The organism is Bacillus sp. 123MFChir2, assembly GCF_000383235.1.
Taxonomy (GTDB): Bacteria; Bacillota; Bacilli; order Bacillales; family Bacillaceae_G; genus Bacillus_A.
In genome coordinates this window covers 13,639-34,886 of record NZ_KB910931.1, presented here as the reverse complement: position 1 = coordinate 34,886, position 21,248 = coordinate 13,639, and the positions used below count along the sequence as shown (strand labels likewise).

Sequence of the window (21,248 nt, the reverse complement as noted above, 5' to 3'; positions counted from 1 at the left end):
CATTAGTAGATGTTGCGTAATCTACCAGTATATTTTTGATATGTTAGAAAATTTTTTTCAACAATTTTATCACGGAACAACAACTGATTTCTCATCTGAAGACACTGGACTAGGAAAGGCACTTGCCTATAAACTTGTACATACTCATAATGGTACAAGTTCCGTCATGAGCAAACTTTCGAAAGTATATTACCCAAAAAAAGGACGTCCATAAGACAACAAGCCTTAAGACGTCTTTTCAACTTTAAAAATCATGAATGAAATAAAGAAACCTTACATCTCTTTTTTCAATAGTTTTCCATGTTTCCAATACAACTCAAGCGTGGATCGATTCGCCATAAACACACCAATCAAGATAAAGCATGCACCAATCCCCATTACCGGTTTAATTGGTTCATTTAAAAACATATATCCTGTTATAACAGCAAGTAACGGCGAAACATACAACCAAGTAGATGGAAAGACAGGATTGGTTTTGGATAAAAGCCAATAGTATAAGCCATGCCCTCCTATCGAACCGATAAATATTAAATACAGAATCGGCCATTGAACGTTCCATGTAGTTAATGTAGATAAATTAGGTTGTTCTAATAAGAGAGAAAAAACAATTAGTAATAAACCTCCATACAACATTTGAATGCCATTAATTAAAAATGGCGAGACATTTGGTAAATCTAATAAAATTTCCTTTGAACAGATCGTACCCATTCCGTAGAAAAATTCTCCTACTAATATAACAAAGCAAGCCATGCTCCACATATAAGAAAATTGCTGCTGCAGACCCGGTAAAGAAATGCACACTACTCCTATAAGAGCAAGTATAAGAGCAAAAAGTTGTTCCCTTCTCAATTTCATTCTCGTTCGTTTCGTTTGAAGTAATAAAATCATCATTGGACCTGTAGCAGAAAGAACAGCTGCTAATCCCGATGAGATATACTGTTCTGCCCAATATAAAGTTGCGAAGGTCATAAATGTAAGACAAAAGCCAGCGAACATAATTCTTCTTATGAAAAGGTATGGGAAAACTTGTTTCCGTTTCACGATAAAAAACATAATCACAATTATACCTGCCAAAAAGAAACGAATCCCCGCTGAAAAAAGCGGCGGAGCTCCTGCTGCGATTCCTATTTTAATCATTAAAAACGTCGTTCCAAAAATAATACAAATAAGAAGATAATTAAAAATAACCATCATGTTTCCTCCCTTTCATTGTTGAAATGAGTATAGAGGAAACATCGTATAACAGTACACCTTGCTATATAACAGTTATATGAATTTTCAGTTGATTATAAAGTTTTTTTCGGTTTAAATGAAAATAAAAAGAAGATTAGGTGAGATCATGAAGATTGTACTTCGAAAAGAATCAGCTATACCATTCTATCAACAAATCTACGAACAAGTTGTGCAGCGTATTCAAGGTGGAATATTAGCAGACGGAGACGTTCTCCCTTCTCTACGTACTATGGCAAATGATTTAAAAATCAGTGTATTAACCGTTCGTAAAGCATATAAATGGCTTGAGGCAAAAGGCTATGTATATATACAACCTGGAAAAGGAGTTTACATAAGAGGAAAAAGGGATACTTCTCGAAGTGTACATGATCCTTATGACTGGCAACATTTGAAAGCTGTTAATGTAATAAGGTCTCAATATATTATCAATCGCCACAAAAAGTATTACGATTTTTCACAGGCCGTTCTTTACCCACGTCTTTTACCTAGTCCGTTTCTATCAAGCGAAATGCAAAAAATATTAGACACAGACAAAATGCTGTTAGCCACATACGGACCTGTGCAAGGTGATGAAGAGCTTCGCGTGGAAATCAGCAAATATTTAAAAGACTATCAAGAATTAACAGCTGATCCTGCTCATTTATTAATTACAAGTGGTGCTCAGCAAGGAATTGATTTAATTACTCAAACATTGTTAAAACCAGGCGACACTGTAATAGTAGAAAGTCCGTGCTACGGTGCTGCCATTGATGTGTTTATTAATAAAGGAATCAACGTTATTCCCGTTGAGCTTGATGAACAAGGCATCCGTTCTGATTTATTAGATGAAGTATGTCAAAAGAATAATCCAGTTTTGTTATACGTGAATCCTGCTTTTCATAACCCTACTGGAACATTAATGAGTGAACAACGTAGAAAAGAACTTATAGAACTAGCAGAATTTTATCATTTTTTTATTATTGAAGATGACCATTTTGGTGAGATCTATTTTAATGATATTGAGCTTCCGACTCCTATTAAGCATTTTGATAAGAACGGTCATGTCATTTATTTAAAAGGATTCAGCAAAACGTTAGCACCAGGGCTTCGTATTGCAGCCTTACTCGCAGAAGGACCTGTATTTGATTGGTTATGTGCTGGGAAAGCATTAATGGATATAGGTAGTCCACTAATAACGCAAAAAGCTATTCTACCTTTTTTGCGGACAGAAAGAATGAAGAATCATTTAAAAAAACTAAGAACTGCCTTACAAATTCGTCGTGATACTACAGTAGAAATCCTTAGTTCTTTAACGGATACAATTCATTTTCAAGTACCAAAAGGCGGCTTTAATTTGTGGATCTCCCTTCCAGATGCAATGACTTCATTTGCATTACTAAAAAAAGCAAATGAAGCTGACATTTCCTTTTTACCTGGAACAGCTTGCTTTGTTCATCAATCAAAACACGAGTATATGCGTATCAGTTACTCTACGCTAAATGATCAAGATTTAATTATTGGACTCCAAAAGTTACGTAGAGTAATTTTAGATTCCCATGGATAGACACCCTATTCTTTAGAAAGATACTGTCGCAGTACCTTCTCCAACACTTCACGAGTAACTGGTTGTGCTTGAGCGGTTAATTGGTAACCGATACGACCGTTTGGCTCTGCAGTTACTTGCTGCAATGTTTGAATATCATGAATTCCTTGTTCTCGTAAATACATAAATAATTGCTGCTCTGTCATTTTGGCACGATTTAAGTTATCCTTTATAATTTTTCCATCTTTAATAATAACAATCGTGTTACCATCTAGAAATCGTTCCACCTTTCGTGATTTCATCTCTAAATGATGAATGATTAGTAAAACAACAGAAAAGATACATGCAGCTAATATAGTTGGCCCTAACTTCTTACTTAACACTGGCTCTACAATAATCCGACCAATAGATACAACGACAATAATTTCAGCTCTTGTCATTTGACTAAGAGACTTGCTACCTGCTAATTTCAAAACAATAATACCTGTAGCGATTAATATAATACTTTCTAAAACGATGTTCATCTACAATCCATTCCCTTTATAGCAATCTATACACAGTATTACCTTTTTCAGGTTAGTCTTAACCTTATGTATTAAATGAAAAAGGGCATGTTTAAAACAAATCGTTCAAAACATGCCCTTTTTAGTGTGTGCAAGGGAATTCTCTTATTCCCGTTGTTCATTCAATTTTGTTTCAATAATTTTCAATTCACTGTTCTCTCCATTTTCAACTACATGTTTCAAAATGGATAATTTATTATTCCAAAATTGTTCGTAAAACGAAAGCCACTGCTTTAACTCTTGTAAAGGTTCTGGCTGCAGCTGATAAATTTTTTCTCTTCCTACCTTCTTTCCACTGACTAGCTTTGCCTCTGAAAGAATGTGAAGATGTTTTGTGACAGCTGTACGGCTAATCGGAAAATGAGACGTTATTTCTGAAATAGGCAATTCTTTTTCTGCTAGTAATCGAAGTACCTCTCTACGAGTTGGGTCAGCAATCGCTTGGAATACATCGTAACTTTCTGCTGATGGAGACACTTAGCCTTCAATAACCTTTTTCAGTTTTTCGTTCACAATGGCCATCCAACCAAATGCCATATTCTCACGGATAACAGAACTTTTCTCATTTGGTTTCGGAAGAATAAAGTCAGGCTCTTTCCAGCCGCCATGAATAAGTGTAAATTCAGTTTTATCGCCTAAATCTTTTAAAAGAAATGAAACAATCCAGCCATCCGTATCCCATGCAAAAGAAAGATGATGAGGAGCATCGATTTCTAATACTTTACATGGAGATGGTCCAAATGGAGATTGAATATGAAATTCATGTCCTACTTCTAGTTGAAAATCATTTGGCATAAACCATAATGCAATACCTTCTGCAGTTGATACTGTATCCCATACTTTTTGAATAGGTGCTTCTAGCACAATTGTTTGCTTAATATCTTGTAATGCGTTCATATTACTTTTCCTTCTTTCCTGATTTTAAAATACAACCTTTTGGTTTCACTCCAATAGAATATAACACCTTTTGGTTTCATGTCAAGATTGATGATTTTTTGTAATCTTTAACGTATTTCCAAAAGAAGTCCCCATCTTCAAGCGATTGGAATTATTCTATTATCTAACATACTCCTTTCTCTTCCGCTTTGGTTAGATAACACATTGAACTCTGTAGATTGGATTGTTATTCCTAGTGTCATTCTAATATTTGACTTATTTATGTTATGGATTATATTCGGAATTCGCTACGAATTACGAGAAAAGAGTTTATATGCAAGATGCGGTCCTTTTTGGTGCAATGTTCCCTACGTAAATATTACAAAAATTCATCCAACCGATGATATGATGATGGGCTTCCGCCCCGCAGCTGCTTTTCACGGTGTAGAAATTCACTATCCTAACGCTCTATTCGGCAGCGTCAAACTATCACCAGAAAACGAAGAATTATTTATCACAACTATACTCGCTAAGTGTCCACATTTACAAAATAGTAAAACGAAACAACTCTAATTCATTACGTAGTTACTTTTACGACACAGGAGGATGCATATCTTTATGGAAAATCATTTTTTTCTAACTGGTAAGCCAAGAATAGGTAAAACCACAGCTCTAAAGAAAATAATAAGCGAAATTGGAGTAGAAAACTTTAGTGGATTTTATACAGATGAAATTGTAGAGAATTCTAATAGAACGGGGTTTAAAATTATCTCTCTAAATGGAGACGAATCGGTAATTGCAGATATTAATTTTAACAGTGATATTAGAGTAGGCAGATATGGCGTAAACGTTTCCGAATTTGAAAGTATTGCTATTGACTCAGTCCAAAATAACAAAAATAAGATTATAGTGATAGATGAAATTGGCCCTATGCAAATCTCATCTCCAAAATTTCTATCTACTATTAATCAATTAATGCAAAGCTCTCAAACTGTGTTAGGAACAATCTATTATGCTTCTCATCCTAAAATAGATGACATAAAGTCTCATAGTAGTATGAAAATGTATGAATTAACGCGTGAAAATTATAATGGCGTGCTTACTAAAGTGATCTATGAATTACGAAAGACAAATATTTTTCAGTTTAAATGAGCGTTTAAAAATATCGATATATATCCATTTTGATTTTCAATCTATAAATCGCTACTATGTAGAACAAGAAATGACCTGCACCTGCTTTCTTCTCTTTGTTTTAGAATCCATTTAACTTGATTGTTGAATTTTTTCAAAATAATAAGCGTATTTGAGTTTTATTTCAAATACGCTTACTTTTTCGAGTGGCAAATAAGTAAGAATCGCCCCCTTTAAACATTTATTTTAGCTAACTTAAAATGAGTAAAATCAATTCAAAATATTTCCATTTTTTAAAAATAAAAAAAGACAAACACGTAAACTTGATTTAAGATTAAAGCTCTGACCCAATAATCTAACCAAGGAGCGTATTTGTCCAATGACTAGACTATCATATCAAGCTGAAATCTACAATACTTTATCAAAATGGAATGTACCATTTTATTTTTCAAAACCAGTGATGAATCATATGGTTCACTTTATAGATGGTGCCTTAAGTGTTGGTTTTACGGGTAAACTAACTGAAATTCATGCGTATAGTTATCACAAAAGGCACCGTACGACCATCAGTCATTTCTTGAAAAACGGTGTATGGAATGAAGAATATCTATTGAGAATGATGAAACAACACGCTCTTTCTCAAGTAAAGAAAGAGCGTGTTGTTTCTTTTAATAGATGATACAATTTGTCAGAAGACCAAGCCTTCGTCACGGGCAAAACGTCCGACTGAATTGGCAGCTTTTCATTTCTCTCATACTCATGGAAAGTCTGTTTGGTCACATCAAGTGCTTCAAATGATGGTGAAAGGCAATGGTAAAGCATTTCCTTTTGATTTTCAGCTTTATCACAAAGAGAAAACGCCAAGTAAAATTCAGCTTTCTATCGATATGATTAATCAATTCTCTAGCCTATCACAACCAACATACCTTCTTTGTGATACATGGTTTACATCAAAAAAATTGATTCGAGCCGCGTTAGCGAAAGGGATTCACGTAATCGGTGGACTAAAAACAAATCGTATGATCTATCCAAAAGGAATTAAGCTTCAGGCAAAAGAATTTGCCCAATACATTCAAGAAAATGACACCGACTTAGTGACAGTCGGAACAGAATCATACCGTGTTTATCGGTATGAAGGGGCACTCAATGACATTGAAGATGCCGTCGTTTTGATGTGTTGGAAAGCAAGCCAATCCTTAAAACGAGAAAACATGCGTTGTTTTATCAGCACAGATACAGAACTCTCAAATGAAGAAATTTTATCTCATTATAGCCAACGTTGGAGTATCGAAACCTATTTCAAGCAAATGAAAAAAATGAGAAGTGAACGGGCAATCAAACGCTTTTGGTTATTAGCTCAGTTTACTTATATTTTTGCGATGGCATGGAAGAAAACTACATTTAACGAGGCCATTCAAGAAATATGCACTTCAAAAATAGGGAGTATCATTGAATTTGTCTATCATCAAACATCCAATGGTGTACCACTAGCTCGTATTAAAAACGAGCTAAATGTGGCATAGGGTAACTGTCATTTCTTTTTATATGGTAAATTTTGGTTTGGGATATACTCATTGTAAGTTAGCTAATATAGATTTTACAAAGTTTGTTTTGTCATCTGCATATTTATATTTATTATTTGGATTTTCCTGTGAAAGTTGAATTTTTAAATGTTCATACTCAATTCGAGCCGTTTCATTATTTTTTAAGTAATCTCGAAAGCACAATTGTTCAATTAAATATTTATTACCTTTTTCATACATATGAATTTGGTGTGTTCTCGGTTCGCCCTTATTAAAATAGTACCTTTCGGGTAATACATCTTTTCTATACCTATAATTTAACTGTTCTAACTCATCAATACAGTTCGCACCATCTTCAAAATCATATAATTCAATAGCAATATCAATAATAGGTTTTGCACTCAAATTGGGAATAGAAGTACTTCCAATATGGTGTATTGCCAATATATATTCTCCAATTTGTTTTTCGATTAATTGTTTCTCTTTTAAAAATTCGACTCCCCATTCCTCAGTCCAAGGAACTAAAAAAACTTCACCACGAGGTAACCCTAACATTTGATTCACTCCTCTTGTGTACTGCCCTTATTTTAATTTTAAAAAACTTATTTTTCTTACATGATAAATTATCATTCACCTTTCTGCCCGTTAGTTCAGTAACTTCAACAAAAAGAGTGTTAATCCTTCTTGGATCAACACCCCGATACTAAGCTGATTTTTAACATCTTACATATTTACGTTTGAAACCAATCCTCCCTCTATCAATTTCTTTATGAATACTTTCGTAAGCATTTAGGAAGCTGCTTTTTTTCTTGTCCCGTTTAACTTCTACTGTACCTACTTCCTTTGCGATCTCGACTGCCTTTTCATGTAGCGGCAAATATGAAATCCCCACGGTGTATAGAAAATTATTCATAGCGGATTTCGTTCGTTCTGGCGAATCATGAATCATATTTTTCACAATTTCAAGCATATTGGAAATCTTGTTTTCGGAAAATTCATTGTCTAGGCGATTCCCTAAAAGCCAGCAATAGCAACTCCAGCCCGCTGACATTCTCAGCTCGTCACCGCTTGCAATCCATTTATCAGCAACATCTTGTGCAAAATCTGACTCTGATAAAGTTACTGCCACCACAAAATCGGACAGCATATAAAAATACGCCCCATCCATCCAACAATCAAAATCCGACTCACTCATAGCTTTTGGGTTTGCAATAATGCCTGCAAAGTACATTGCATCGTAGTTACCTGTGGAATAAAGCTCTTCAGCTAAACGTTGATTTATTTTTATTTGCTTTGCGATTGGTTTCATAGCACCTGTAGCTACACCAAAAAGCGGCTCTTGCGCACCATTGGATATGTACATTTTTTTAGTTCGTTCCTTACCGAGAGCTACAAGCTCCTGCATAACTGTTTCAAAATCCATAGTTTTGCACTTCCTTCCTTACTATTAAGACCCTTTTAATTATAACCAACTAGTTTATATTCTTTATCAAGTCTTCCATACTTCTCAATTTTATCATTAATCTTATTCAATTAGGATGTCTACTGTCTATAGTTCCTAAACAACTCAGCCCGATTGTTGAATAGAATGACTCGCATTTTTTTAAATGTAGTGTAGTGTTTTCAAAATAAATCATAATGATTAAACATAGAAAAAATCCCTGATTTCGATCAAAAGGCAGGGATTTTTGGTATTTTAATGGACTTAGGGAAATGAATAAACTATTGTTGCCTATTTAAGAAAAGCTCCCGATTGCTGAAGAATAATCATTCTAGAAAATCACCCAATAGTACAACAATTATTATATTAATTACCTATTCTTTAATTCAAATTCTGCTGCAAGTACTATTTATTTTATTTTCTATTTTCTCTTCTTATTGAGTTTGGAAGCATCACATCAATTTCCTTCTCAGAAAAAGTCTGTTCTTCGTCCGTTTTTAATGCCTGCTGTGCTTGCTGATAGCTCTTGGCATCTGTTCTTGGTGATTGTACATAGGTTTCAGCTGTCCTGTTTTGCAAATCATCTCGTCGTTTCATAATTTCAGGCGCTTCAAGTAAGTCAAAATCTGTGAGTAACGAAATGTATTCTTCTCTTATTTTCCATAATGCATCAGCAGCCTTCTGATGAGCCTGAGCTGCTTCAACCAAGTCGAAATGTTTGGCATAGGCATTTAATATCAACAACGCTATAGAAATAACAGCGCCTATATAACCTGCAGCGGCCTCACTTGTTAAAATAGTTGCTAAGAAACTTCCTGTGGTTAAAGCTGATAATATAATCTGCCAAACCTCCACACAGTTATTTCTTGATAAAAGGCGTTGAACAATGTAATTATGGCAAGTGAATGTATAAACTACACGCCCATACGCTTCCCTAATTTGTGATTCCAACTTATAGCCTTGACTAGCTGGGGAATTTCGATCCATAGATTTCCCTCCACTTTTGCTTAGATGAGTAAGAACGACCATTAGTTTCATGCTCGATGGCTTCTAGAGCTAAATTATACGCTGTAGATGCCTTAGTTTGAAAGTTACCATTCTTCCAAACATAACGATTACTACCTGGCGCTAACCAGTACAGTTTAGTTTTATCTATATTTTTAAGGTACTCAAAAAAATCTCTACTCATAAAGTCATAATAAAGATATGATTTATCTTTATGTGCCCAATCATTTATGAATTTATAGGCTAGGGTATCAATTAAAATGCCACTCATCGGAACATTACAGTTGCCTTTCCATGCTCGTGCCATCCTGCATAGTCGTTTTAAATTTTTGTTTGTAGCGTTATTTCGAGAATCCATAGCACTAATTTCTTTCCTTGGATCAGTAGTCTTCCATGACCCGCCATTGTTGGTATCCGGATATGTGTAACTGTCATCATTATTTATAAAAGCAGGTACTATTTCAAAATTGATTTTATCCGTAAAATTAATTCCTATGACTTGGCCATCACCTTTTAAATGCGACGTGCTGTATGTCTTTTGTAACACAGCTTTTACGTTTTGCAATAAAGCAGACTGACCGTTGCTACTATAATCATCATATTTTTTATAAATCTCATAAGGCAATTGAACAATCATATCAATATCGCTAGTCCATATTTCAGTACCTCGCCCATAAGATCCTACGTATAAACTATGCGATGTCTCAGATGTACTACCCCAGTAATCTATATTAATTCGCTTAGTTATTTTTTTATAGCGATCCTGTATTTTAGTAACGGTATCACTGTCCATTCTCAGATTAGAACAGAATGTAGAAAAGTTAGTACTTACCGACATAACTTATAGCCCCCAATAAATTGTCATCATTCTTTCGCTTATATACTTTTGTTACTATTTTACTAATTTAGAAGAAATAATTCATCAAAAAAGGTAAAATTGAATTTTGCTTATATAACCCTGCCCCTTTCGAAAAGCCTTACTCCATTAAATGGCCCGTTAGTTCAATAACACAGGCTCTTGTTTTTCTTCTAATTCATATACTTCATCCCACTCTATTCCACAAGCTGCCGCATGTATTTTAGGATCGTATTTCTGTCCACTTTTTAAAATTGTATAGATTAAATTTGCTATTTTACCACAAAGGTGACCAATTGCCTTTTTCTTTACCATTCCTTCTTCCACTTTACGATCGTAATAGGCTTTAAAGACAGTTGGCTTTCTTTTCCCATTTGCTAACATCATCATAGACATCTGATAAAGTACTCGACGTGCATCCCGGACACCACTAAATGTCTGTTTTGCTGAGCGTACTGAAGTCCCAGATTGAGAATTTTCAGCGGATACACCTAGGTACTTCTTAAATTCTTTGTATGTATTAAATCGATCTATATCACCAATAACACCGATTAGAGTACAAGCAATATTTTCACTTACAAAAGGAAAAGAAAGAAGTAATTCCGTATATGGATGTGGTTCAATTCCTTTTTCGGGGTCTCCTTTAAGAAGAGAATGGATTTCTACATCAATGAGTTGAATACTTTCTTCAAGCCTCAAAGCTTCTTCAATTACCCATTTTTGCCTTCCTACTAGATGTTCTATGGGTACAGCCACTGTATGGGGCATAATTTCAGATAGTGTTTTAGCAGCCTTTTTCGCTACATTCTTAGCTCCTGCTTTAGAAATAGCCTTATATAATTCATCTTCCGATGATTCCTTCATGTGAAGACCCGAAGGGTATTCTAATACTAATTTCATTACTGAAGAAGTACTCAATTTTTTAAATGCTTTATTTAAGTCTGGGTGTGTCACTTTTAATAATTGTTGAACTTGATTTTTCCTTCGAGTCAATTGAACATTTAAATACCATCGATCACGCATGACAGTCCGAAATAGGGATTGTAAGACAGTTTGAGGTCTTATTAGAGTAACTCCCTGCATGTGAGGATGTAACTGTTTATGCCACCCCATGTAGGACATTACTTTGGCATCCATCGAATCTGATTTTTCTGAGATACCTAGATTATTCTTACGAAATTCTCCAACTGCTTTGTTCTCCACTTGAAAGAGTTGATATCCTTCGTTCAATAGTACTTGCTGAACTAAATAGGAATAATGTCCACCAGTAGGTTCTAAAAGGATTAAGAAATCATCCCTGTTGATAGTAAATTGATTTTCTATTTGTTTTAAAGCCTTTAAAAATTCTGCGATCCCTGCGCTATCGGAATTAAATTTCATTGTTTTTGTTCGTTTCCAGGCAATTCCTTTAGGGTCTAAAAAAGCATCAAATTTAATACAAGAAGCCACATGAAAACTAGCTCCAATATCTATACCAATGTAGAATTGATAGAACTTACGAGTATCTTGAGCTTTATCATCCGAATGATTTTCATAACTAAAAGGAGTAATTGTATTTTCCATGATTTCCTCTCCGACAGTAAGCAGTATGATAATATCTGACCATCCAAGTTTCTGTTAGAGCTTAAGCCCAATGTAGCATGTTAGGATTATATCGCCAGATATTTAATCTCAGATTTAACAAAAGAGTCTAGACTCACTAGCTCCATACACTTTTAGAGTTTCAACTGCACACTATTCACTATATTTGTTTTAAGATCTTTCTATATAGTCTATTAAACAGGAATATTCGACATTAACCATAATATTCCTTCTGAAAAAATAAAAACCTGTCGAAATTGACAGGTAATCTGTTGTTTTATATTTAATTTAATGTGCAGTGCCATCTTTAATATTGCATGGAGTGCCTCACATCAATATTAGAGGTCTATGAATAATAGCCCCAGTCCAGTTAATGGTCGGAATCACCTAAAGGTCACTGCACAATTATATAATATCGTATCTAGTAAAAGAAATAAACCAATGTCCCCAAACAACTTTCAAAGTTTCTATGAGAGAACTCACGTTTAAATAAAGGGTACATTGGTTCTTCTTAAATTATATACTAATCATTCTCTTTATTCATTATTATTCATCCTACAACTGGAGATTAGAGACTAATTTAGTAGCATGTAGTTCATTAAAATAATACTTTCATTTCTTTAAACACTACAGAAACAACTTTATTATTTGTATACACGTTCATCTGTATCAAATTAAACATTGTAATTAAACAGAGCCTTGTTTTAAAACCTTGCATGTGGCAGGAAAAGGCACTGACCGATTTATGCATGGCCAGATACTCTCGCCCATCAAAAAAAACGAAAAGGTTTATTATTTCGTTTTTTTAATTCGTCATTTATATATATTTCCTTCTTGACTTACAATACAAAACATGACTATAATTACTCATGTTAATTTCATAGCATTCGGATGAACCATACAGGAGAAGATCTATTGATCTACCGATGGGGCAAAAAGCTGGTCGGACAGCTTTGAAACTCTCAGGTCTTGTGTTCAAGTAGAACTGTATGGGGACGAATCTCTGGAGAGACTCCCTCCTGTTGCACAGCAGCATGGAGGAAACAGAGCACCGAAGGAGCAAATCCGCTATTTCAGCGGATAATCTCTCAGGTAAAAGGACAGAGACAAGCGACAGAAAATACCGATTCCCGAATCGGTTTATTTTTCTATTCCTTGTATCTCCAGAGACCATTTCGTTTACATGAAATGGTTTTTTATTTTTTTTAAAGGAGAGTAAAGATGGAAACAGTAAATCAAGTATTAGAAGTAATCAATCATTACGTATGGGGGCTACCGACATTGTTACTCCTTGTTGGAACAGGAATCCTCCTTACAGTACGTCTACGAGGCTTACAATTTATTAAACTATTATATGCTCATAAGTTAGCATTCGGAAAATCAGAGGACAACTCATCTAAAGGAGATATTAGCCATTTCCAAGCATTAATGACCGCCATGTCCGCTACAATCGGCATGGGAAATATAGCTGGTGTTGCAACCGCAGTGTCTATCGGGGGACCAGGCGCAGTGTTTTGGATGTGGATTACTGCATTGTTTGGAATGGCAACAAAATATTCAGAAGCAATTCTTGCCGTGAAATATCGTATACAAAGTGCTAACGGCGAATACTCTGGTGGCCCGATGTATTATTTAGAACATGGATTAGGAAAGAAATGGCTCGCTATATTATTTGCTATTTTCGGAACAACAGCTTCATTTGGAATCGGAAATATGGTGCAGTCTAATTCCGTTGCTGAGGCAATGAAAATTAACTTTTCCGTATCCCCTGTCTTAACAGGAATCATTATGGCTCTTTTCATCGCAATTGTTATTTTAGGCGGCGTTAAAAAAATAGGAAAAGTGACCGGATTTTTTGTTCCAATTAAAGCTTTCTTCTATATTATTGCTGGACTTATTATTATTTTTTATCATATAGATCAAATTCCAGAAGCGTTTCAGCTCATATTCTCAGGTGCTTTTCATGGCACTGCAGCTGCAGGAGGCTTTGCCGGGGCAACTGTTTCTTCAGCTATTCAAATTGGGATGGCCCGAGGTGTGTTCGCAAACGAAGCCGGACTTGGAAGTGCACCGATTGCTGCTGCTGCTGCGAAGACTGATTCCCCTGCTAAACAAGCACTCGTATCTATGACGGGAACGTTCCTTGATACATTTGTTGTATGTACAATCACTGGCTTAGTACTCATCACAACAGGAGCTTGGAATTCTGGTAAAACAGGTGTTGAAGCGACGACATTTGCATTTCAAACTGTATTTGGAAGTGCCGGAAGTATGATCCTTGGCATTGCAATTATTTTATTTGCGTACTCAACCATGTTGGGTTGGTCATATTATGGAGAGAAATGTGTTGAATATTTATTTGGCTATCATGCAGTTCGATACTATCGTCTTATTTTTGTTGGTATAATCCTCTTTGGAGCAAATTTAAAACTAGGGCTTGTTTGGACTTTTTCTGATATTGCAAATGGACTAATGGCAATTCCAAATTTAATTGGTTTGATTGGATTAAGCGGGATCGTTGTTACAGAAACTCAGCGGTTTTTGCAGGCGGGAAAATCAAATAATTCTAATGATCGGATTGCAAGTTAAATGAACTCTTTCTTATAAATTCGGACTCCTTATCCACCTTTAAACTGCCCCCTATAAAATGGACAGTTTAATAAAAAAACTATGAAAACCAAGCGCTTAGAAGATGGTTTCGATATTCTGTCGGAGCCATCTTTTTTTAGTTTCCACGATCCGGGGTACAATTCATTTGTCCCATTGGATAGGTTTATTTATTGGTTTTCCCTTTATAAATTTTAATAATAATCCGTGAGCATAATTACTGAAAATATTTCTGCAATGATTCTGTCTTTACTTCTTCTTGATTTTCATAATCCATTCCATCTACTGACAGATTATTTCCAGAAATAATCACTGTACTTATTTTCCCATCAACATTGATTATCTTTAACGTATACTGGTAACCTTTTATTTTGTCTTTAATATTCACAGGTTTCAATTCCATATTGCTATAGTTTGATAGTATATCTTGAATTTCACTTTGCTCTTTGACAATAACATGATTGCCATTCCCCTTACGAATCTCAATAGACTTAATATCTGTTTTGCTATGTAAATCTCCAAAACTCACTTTCTCCTGTTTCGTACAACTTATTAATGATAAAGCAATTACTATAAAGATGACTATTCGCGCCATTTAGTTCCCTCCATATTTACCAAGATACGTATAAAATATATTGATCTTTAATAAAAATAGTTCGATCAAAATGGATTCTTCGATTATAATCAGGATACGATTTTTACAAAAAATTTTGTAATTGATTAATATATTATTTCTCCATTGCCTTTAATTTCGTCTCTACCCTAAAAATCATAATAATTATTAATAGTATCATAAGAGTCATAAGTGCAATTATTGTATGTGGATACCTAAATGTTAAGCTAATTATACTTCCTATAAAAATCATTAAAAAACCGCTTTGTCTCATAATTTCAGCACTATATTTATTCCCTGCATTCCATAACTCAATATTCTTCATAGATCGACGCGTTCGATAGCCAAATGCTGCATTAATATCTGTTGGTGGATATTTTTTTAATAGTAGTGCGGATAAGATGAATATGATGCCAATCAATAGACTAATTCCTATATTTACAAGCATATATACCATGTATATCCCTCCCTTAATTAATTTTTAAAAATTAGTTATTTCCATTATAAATTATAATGTACCATATTATTAAAATTTAACTTTATTTTGTTAATTAATGTGAATATATACAACTATATTACATTATTCACGGGAACCCACAATAATCAAATAAATGTGTGGTATTGCCGAATTTTCCTAAGTAAAGATACTAGGAGAAATAAGTAACAGCAACATTGATTTTAGATACAGTCAGAAACTATAATCTGAATATTTATAAAATTGCAAGTAGGATTTCCTTTGGCGATATAGAAATTATAAAATATGATATTCTGTTTTTTTACATTCTAACCTTTGCAATACATGATCAAAGTCTTACTAGCTAAAAAAAGTGGTTTTTATGTTGGTTTTTAACACATAGATTACCGCTATACAGAATACAACATGTTCGCTACTTGCTGCTTTTTTTGTTTAAAACCTGGCATGTGGCAGGAAAAGGCACTGACCGCTCTTATGCGCGGCCAGACGCTCTCGTCCTCCCCTAAAAAAGGAGGTTTTATGTCAGTTTTCAATTTGTATTTATATATAATCCAAATGCCTATCACCTCTTAGATTACTATTCCACTGAAATAAACCGAAGGAAACTCATTTCTTTAAATTAATTTATATTTCACAGTAAATGAACTAAAAAACGATTATATTATTAGGAGGATTACGATGACGCAGCTTGATACACTACATCCAATTGTAGAAAAGATCATTAACAATATTGAAAAATTAATGGTTGGAAAACGAAAAGAAACAATCTTAGCATTGACAGCTCTCTTAGCTGAAGGGCATGTCTTATTAGAAGATGTTCCAGGTGTCGGAAAAACAATGTTAGTCCGCGCACTTTCTAAATCAATTGATGCTAATTACAAGCGAATTCAATTCACACCTGATTTACTGCCGTCAGATGTAACAGGTGTTTCTATATATAATCCAAAAGAGCTGCAATTTGAGTTCAAACCTGGACCAATTATGGGGAATTTTGTGCTTGCTGATGAAATTAATCGTACATCACCGAAAACACAATCTGCCTTACTCGAAAGCATGGAGGAAGGCAGTATCACAATAGATGGCACAACAAGACCGTTACCAAAACCGTTTTTTGTAATGGCTACGCAAAATCCGGTCGAATATGAAGGAACATACCCTTTGCCAGAAGCTCAGCTCGATCGTTTCTTGTTGAAGCTAAAAATGGGCTATCCTACATCAGAAGAAGAATTTGAAATTTTAAACCGGATGGAAAAAGCAAATCCACTCTCCCGCATTCAAGCTGTTATTACAATAGGAGAATTACTAAATTTACAACAAAGTATACGGGAAGTAAGCATGGACAAAACAATCAAGCATTATATTGTAAAGCTTGTTAATCAGACTCGTTCTTATAGTTCTATACAACTAGGTGCAAGTCCACGCGGCTCTATTGCTTTAATGAAGGCTTCACAGGCTTATGCATTCATCCATGGAAGAAATTATGTTATTCCAGACGACGTTAAATTTTTGGCGCCTTACGTTTTAGCTCATAGACTCATTCTAAAAATGGAAGCGAAATTTGAAGGGATAACGGGAGAAAAGGTTATCGCAAAAATTGTTGCACGAACTACCGTACCGACTCAAAGGACGATGAATTTTTGATGAAACGACTACTACGAATAATTTTTCATGCTGCAAAGTTATTGCTGATCCCTTTATGCCTAGTCTCAACATTTGTATACGCCATGCTGCAAGGAGGATTTGTAAGCTGGTTTTTATTTTACAGCACAATTCCTTTCGGCCTTTACTCTTTATTACTTCCCTTCTATGCCTTGCGGGACGTTGAAGTAAGTCGAATAACGAATCAAAAGGAATATGTAGCAGGAGAACCGTTTATAAGCACGATTACAATAAAGAGAAAATTCCCTTTTCCCTTATTTTATTTAGTTGTGGAAGATGAACTACCACCACATTTTACAAGTTACAAACAAACAAAGGCAAATAAAGTAATTCTCTTTCCTGGATTAAAGCGCAATATTTCGTTTCAATATGTCATTGACACAATTCCTAGAGGAGAACACAATTTTTCGCGCGTACATGTAAAAACTGGCGATCTATTCGGTATTATGGAAAAAGAGGCAACCTTTTCAGTTCTTGATACATTTTTAGTCTATCCCCATTATGTAGATATAAAGTATCGACAACTAGAAAATTATTTTGAACAAGGAGCACTTTCAGCAAATATAAATTTAGTAAAAGACTCTACAGTCTCTGTCGGTGTTAGAGACTATATACCTGGTGATCGTTTTTCTTGGATTGATTGGAAAGCAACTGCACGAACAAACAATATTATGACGAAAGAGTTTGAGCAACAGCGCAGCAATAATATCATGATATTCATGGACAGAACCTCATCTCCTCTATTCGAATTAGTCGTTTCGTTTACAGCCTCGATTGTGAGGGCTGTCTTGAAACAGAATTCACCAGCGTCATTCGTGTCTGTTGGCAAAGAACGAACGATTTTCCCTTTAGATAATGGAGATACGCAGTTGCAACAAATCTTTTGTCATTTAGCGAAAGTGCAAGCGGACAGCATGTTCCCGCTCTCTCAAAGTGTAGAAATGGAATTAAAGAAAATATATCAGCCAATCACTATTATACTTATCACAAGCGATCTTTCTCTCGATATTCAAAAAGCGGCTGATTATGCAGCGATAAAAAATAGAAGATTAATAGTAGTCGTCGTGAAAGAAAAAGCAAACCAACTCTCACACCGAGAGCTAAGTATACTAGAAACTCTACAAAAACGAAAAATAATGGTAAAAGTCGTTTATGAAAACCATTATACGAACGTGTTTTTTGAGGTGAGCAAATGAAAACATTACAAGTGAAAAGTCAATGGGATATGAATAGATTTTTTATACATATATGCGGATTTCTTCTTTTACTAGAGTGGATAAGACCACTAATAGGTATTACAAACGTAGGTAGACTTGATATCTTTGTAATATTTATAGGAATTTGCTTCACCCTCTCTTTTTTTCAAACAAAGTGGAAAATCCCAATAAAGGTTGTAATAATTTTATTCATCATTCATTCCTTATATTATAAAAATGCTTTTATAAATCCATCTTGGCTCACAGCATTCGTTTCTGATATTTCTCAAAACACCTCCCTGCTTTTCCAGGGTAATTTGCTAGATATTTCTCCAGTTTTTCCGACTTTCTTATTTTTTCTATCATTCTGGTTTTTATGTTCTCTCATTTCTTATTGGATCATTCATAAAAAACGTGGATTGGTATTTCTTGTATTGACTATTATTTATATCACGACTTTTCATAACTTACATTTATACAACGCAAACTATGCGATTATTCGTACCGTTGTCATCGGCTTTTTTATGCTAAGTCTTCTTCAAATTGAACGAATAAAAGTGAGTGAACAATTACAAAGTTATGCTAGTCAACTCACAAAACTACTTAGACCTCTTGCAATATTTATTGTATTGTCAACAACCATTGCATACTTTGCTCCAAAACTTGGTCCTCAATGGACTAACCCGATGGATTTTTTGAAATTCAAAACATCTGAAGTAAGTAAAAAACAAGAAGTTTCTAAAATTGGATACGGTTTAGATGACTCGCGATTAGGCGGGCCTTTTGAAGCGGATAATACAGTTGTTTTTACAGCACAAACGCAAAACAAACAATATTGGAGAGTAGAAACAAAAGATTTTTATACAGGAAAAGGCTGGGAGGTTTCTGAAAAGCAGAAAAAGGTTTCTTTTAAAAATAAAAATGACGTCGTAAGCTGGTACGAACAAAATACAAAAACGGAGGCATCCACAGCAACGATTACTATACAAAAAAGTTACCCTCATCTTATTTATCCAGCAGGTCTACTATCAGTTGAGACTGCTTCTGATATATCATACAATATTGACCCGTTTTCAGAAAAAATTTATACGTTCAACGGAGATTCTCCTACTGCTATAAATTCGTATAAAGTAACATATGAAAGCCCGCAGTTTTCCATAGAAAATTTGAAAACAGTAAAACCAAACGAAGGTCATGAAACTAGTGCTTATTTCATGACAAAGTACACACAACTTCCCGAATCATTACCACAGCGAGTAAAAGACTTAGCTGTTAGTCTTACAAATGAAAAAGATAACCGATACGATAAAGTATTAGCTATCGAAAATTACTTTACAGATAATTCATTTGTATACGAAACAACCAATGTCATGGTGCCTGCCAAAGACCAAGATTATGTAGATCAATTCCTTTTCAATACAAAAAGCGGATACTGTAATAACTTTTCAACGTCGATGATTGTATTACTTCGTTCTATCGGTATTCCCACTCGTTGGGTAAAGGGCTATACAGAAGGAACTCTTGACAATACATTTACTGCTTTAGAAGGTGATAACGTTTATAAAATCGCAAACAATAACGCACACTCTTGGGTCGAAGTATACTTTCCAAAATACGGATGGATTCCATTCGAACCAACGAAAGGATTTACCAATCCCTATAATTTTATAAATAATACTCCTGCTTCTACCTCACAAAATAGCGAGGAAAATAATTCTAACAACGAGCAAATACATCAGCGGAATAATGAAGCAAAGCTCAAAGGTTTAATAGAAGATACAGAAGTAAACTCTACTAAAAAGATGACAGATTCTAAAAAGGGATTTTCCTGGTGGTACGTACTCCTCTCTTCTATTCCAATAAGTATCATTGGGTATATTCTCTTTACTACGAGAATGAAGTGGCTCACATTTTTTATCATTCTTTTCTATAAATACCGAAAAGGTGATGCCGTTTATCCAAAAGCCTACAAAGCACTTTTAAAACAGTTTGCAAGAATCGGTATTCACCGTAAAAAAAGTCAAACCTTACGAGAATATGCACTCCACATTGATATGCTTTACGGCTCAAATGATATGCAACAACTAACTCTCAGTTATGAAAATGCTATATATCAAAAGGAACAGGCCGCAGCCGAATGGAACAAATCTGTACAATTATGGGAAATGTTAATGAAAAAAGCGGCCTCTCCGCCTAAATCAACTGACTTCGATGCGGTGATTTAATTTTGAGAAAGTGAGTTAAAAGGAAATGCCTCAAAGACTATGATCTACTTTGTTCTTTGAGGTATTCTTTTTAATTAGTAACCTTCTAATCCCCTCCGCCGTTTCATTTTCTTTAGTTGCATCAACAATTATAACTAAATTTTATTTCCTACAAGACTTAAAAACTTCTTAATTTGCTTAATATGGTGTTTGTCATGTTCCACCATTCTTTTGAAATATTCATTTACCGTCATTTCACTTGAACCCATTTTAAAAATCATCTCTAAATTTTTACCCTCTAACGAATCTAATAATCTTTGTCTTGTTTCACAGACCCCTCGAATTAGTTGTACCTTACTAATTCCTGAATGTGCATATTCCTCCGCCAACTTATTCATATCACCTACATTCACTTTAGATTTTTGAAGTAACTCCCCATTCACCATCCCCTCAAGACGTTCTTCTAAAATATATTGATCCCAATACATAAAATGAGAGATAATTGCAGCCATTGACCATTTCCCTTCACAAATAGGACTAAACAATACCTTTTCACTTACTTCCTCCAAAGAAATAAGAAAAGGGATTAACTGATTTAGTTCTCCAATAACGCAATGAGTTGACTTTTTCATAATTCTCTTCTCCTTTGTCTTAAACGTGTATAACCTCGTTCTAATTTTAGGACGAGGTTATACACGTTTGACTTTACCATATTTTTAAAAATAGAAATGACGCGCTCTTCAAATTAAGTGAATAATTAAAT

At 34.6% G+C, this 21,248-nt stretch carries 19 protein-coding genes, 1 pseudogene and 1 riboswitch; of the genes and pseudogenes, 8 read left to right on the top strand and 12 right to left on the bottom strand.

Going from position 1 to position 21,248, the window contains the following annotated elements; genetic code table 11:
• Positions 1-273 precede the first annotated feature (273 nt).
• On the bottom strand, positions 274-1,191 hold the full coding sequence (locus H280_RS0106695; RefSeq protein WP_020060350.1) for a DMT family transporter: 918 nt from the start codon (positions 1,189-1,191) through the stop codon (positions 274-276).
• A gap of 148 nt (positions 1,192-1,339) precedes the next feature.
• On the opposite strand from H280_RS0106695, the gene pdxR reads away from it, so the two are divergent.
• Positions 1,340-2,776: a MocR-like pyridoxine biosynthesis transcription factor PdxR gene (pdxR, locus tag H280_RS0106690; RefSeq protein ID WP_020060349.1), complete on the top strand. Its 1,437-nt coding sequence runs from the start codon at positions 1,340-1,342 to the stop codon at positions 2,774-2,776.
• A 5-nt stretch (positions 2,777-2,781) separates the two neighbouring features.
• Here pdxR and H280_RS0106685 read toward each other — a convergent pair whose 3' ends face one another.
• The 3 genes from H280_RS0106685 to H280_RS0106675 form a co-directional block, all read right to left on the bottom strand.
• Complete coding sequence (locus tag H280_RS0106685; RefSeq protein WP_020060348.1) at positions 2,782-3,279, bottom strand: DUF421 domain-containing protein; 498 nt, start codon at positions 3,277-3,279, stop codon at positions 2,782-2,784.
• Between the two features lie 144 nt (positions 3,280-3,423).
• Complete coding sequence (locus tag H280_RS0106680; RefSeq protein ID WP_020060347.1) at positions 3,424-3,795, bottom strand: ArsR/SmtB family transcription factor; 372 nt, start codon at positions 3,793-3,795, stop codon at positions 3,424-3,426.
• On the bottom strand, positions 3,796-4,215 hold the full coding sequence (locus H280_RS0106675; protein ID WP_020060346.1) for an SRPBCC family protein: 420 nt from the start codon (positions 4,213-4,215) through the stop codon (positions 3,796-3,798).
• 204 nt (positions 4,216-4,419) lie between these two features.
• Between H280_RS0106675 and H280_RS23160 the strand changes: the two genes are divergently transcribed.
• The 3 genes and pseudogenes from H280_RS23160 to H280_RS23150 all read left to right on the top strand — a co-directional run bounded on the left by H280_RS23160 (position 4,420) and on the right by H280_RS23150 (position 6,848).
• Positions 4,420-4,767: a PH domain-containing protein gene (locus H280_RS23160; protein ID WP_020060345.1), complete on the top strand. Its 348-nt coding sequence runs from the start codon at positions 4,420-4,422 to the stop codon at positions 4,765-4,767.
• 45 nt (positions 4,768-4,812) lie between these two features.
• Positions 4,813-5,346 carry a nucleoside-triphosphatase gene (locus H280_RS23155; RefSeq protein WP_020060344.1) on the top strand — a complete coding sequence of 178 codons (534 nt, stop codon included), beginning with the start codon at positions 4,813-4,815 and terminating at the stop codon, positions 5,344-5,346.
• A 358-nt stretch (positions 5,347-5,704) separates the two neighbouring features.
• A pseudogene (locus H280_RS23150) lies at positions 5,705-6,848 on the top strand (IS701 family transposase).
• A gap of 48 nt (positions 6,849-6,896) precedes the next feature.
• Here the strand turns inward: H280_RS23150 and H280_RS0106655 are convergent.
• The 5 genes from H280_RS0106655 to H280_RS23145 all read right to left on the bottom strand — a co-directional run bounded on the left by H280_RS0106655 (position 6,897) and on the right by H280_RS23145 (position 11,713).
• Positions 6,897-7,403, bottom strand: a complete 507-nt coding sequence (locus H280_RS0106655; RefSeq protein WP_020060343.1) for a GrpB family protein — start codon at positions 7,401-7,403, stop codon at positions 6,897-6,899.
• 160 nt (positions 7,404-7,563) lie between these two features.
• Positions 7,564-8,271 (bottom strand): DNA alkylation repair protein, encoded by a 708-nt coding sequence (locus H280_RS0106650; RefSeq protein WP_020060342.1) that lies wholly within the window; start codon positions 8,269-8,271, stop codon positions 7,564-7,566.
• Between the two features lie 432 nt (positions 8,272-8,703).
• Complete coding sequence (locus H280_RS0106645; protein ID WP_020060341.1) at positions 8,704-9,276, bottom strand: SLATT domain-containing protein; 573 nt, start codon at positions 9,274-9,276, stop codon at positions 8,704-8,706.
• Entirely contained in the window at positions 9,254-10,132 is an 879-nt protein-coding gene (locus H280_RS0106640) for an SMODS domain-containing nucleotidyltransferase (RefSeq protein ID WP_020060340.1), read from the bottom strand. Before H280_RS0106640 ends, H280_RS0106645 begins: the two co-directional genes overlap by 23 nt.
• 159 nt (positions 10,133-10,291) lie before the next feature.
• Positions 10,292-11,713: an IS110 family transposase gene (locus tag H280_RS23145; protein WP_020060339.1), complete on the bottom strand. Its 1,422-nt coding sequence runs from the start codon at positions 11,711-11,713 to the stop codon at positions 10,292-10,294.
• Between the two features lie 1,011 nt (positions 11,714-12,724).
• Positions 12,725-12,845: riboswitch (glycine riboswitch) on the top strand.
• A gap of 107 nt (positions 12,846-12,952) precedes the next feature.
• Here H280_RS23145 and H280_RS0106630 point away from each other — a divergent pair.
• The gene (locus H280_RS0106630) at positions 12,953-14,320 is read left to right on the top strand and encodes an alanine/glycine:cation symporter family protein (RefSeq protein ID WP_020060338.1); all 1,368 of its coding nucleotides are present in this window, start codon (positions 12,953-12,955) and stop codon (positions 14,318-14,320) included.
• 235 nt (positions 14,321-14,555) lie between these two features.
• Here H280_RS0106630 and H280_RS0106625 read toward each other — a convergent pair whose 3' ends face one another.
• Together H280_RS0106625 and H280_RS0106620 are read right to left on the bottom strand one after the other, a co-directional pair.
• Positions 14,556-14,933: a hypothetical protein gene (locus H280_RS0106625; RefSeq protein WP_020060337.1), complete on the bottom strand. Its 378-nt coding sequence runs from the start codon at positions 14,931-14,933 to the stop codon at positions 14,556-14,558.
• A gap of 133 nt (positions 14,934-15,066) precedes the next feature.
• The gene (locus tag H280_RS0106620) at positions 15,067-15,408 is read right to left on the bottom strand and encodes an SdpI family protein (RefSeq protein ID WP_020060336.1); all 342 of its coding nucleotides are present in this window, start codon (positions 15,406-15,408) and stop codon (positions 15,067-15,069) included.
• 696 nt (positions 15,409-16,104) lie between these two features.
• Here H280_RS0106620 and H280_RS0106615 point away from each other — a divergent pair.
• Genes H280_RS0106615 through H280_RS0106605 form a run of 3 tightly spaced genes read left to right on the top strand, consistent with a single transcriptional unit; the run spans position 16,105 to position 20,506 of the window.
• Complete coding sequence (locus H280_RS0106615; RefSeq protein WP_020060335.1) at positions 16,105-17,067, top strand: AAA family ATPase; 963 nt, start codon at positions 16,105-16,107, stop codon at positions 17,065-17,067.
• Positions 17,067-18,281: a DUF58 domain-containing protein gene (locus H280_RS0106610; RefSeq protein WP_020060334.1), complete on the top strand. Its 1,215-nt coding sequence runs from the start codon at positions 17,067-17,069 to the stop codon at positions 18,279-18,281. Before H280_RS0106615 ends, H280_RS0106610 begins: the two co-directional genes overlap by 1 nt.
• Complete coding sequence (locus H280_RS0106605) at positions 18,278-20,506, top strand: transglutaminase TgpA family protein (protein ID WP_020060333.1); 2,229 nt, start codon at positions 18,278-18,280, stop codon at positions 20,504-20,506. Before H280_RS0106610 ends, H280_RS0106605 begins: the two co-directional genes overlap by 4 nt.
• Positions 20,507-20,640: 134 nt before the next feature.
• On the opposite strand, the gene H280_RS23140 is transcribed toward H280_RS0106605, so the two are convergent.
• Positions 20,641-21,117 carry a DinB family protein gene (locus H280_RS23140; RefSeq protein WP_020060332.1) on the bottom strand — a complete coding sequence of 159 codons (477 nt, stop codon included), beginning with the start codon at positions 21,115-21,117 and terminating at the stop codon, positions 20,641-20,643.
• Positions 21,118-21,248 lie beyond the last annotated feature (131 nt).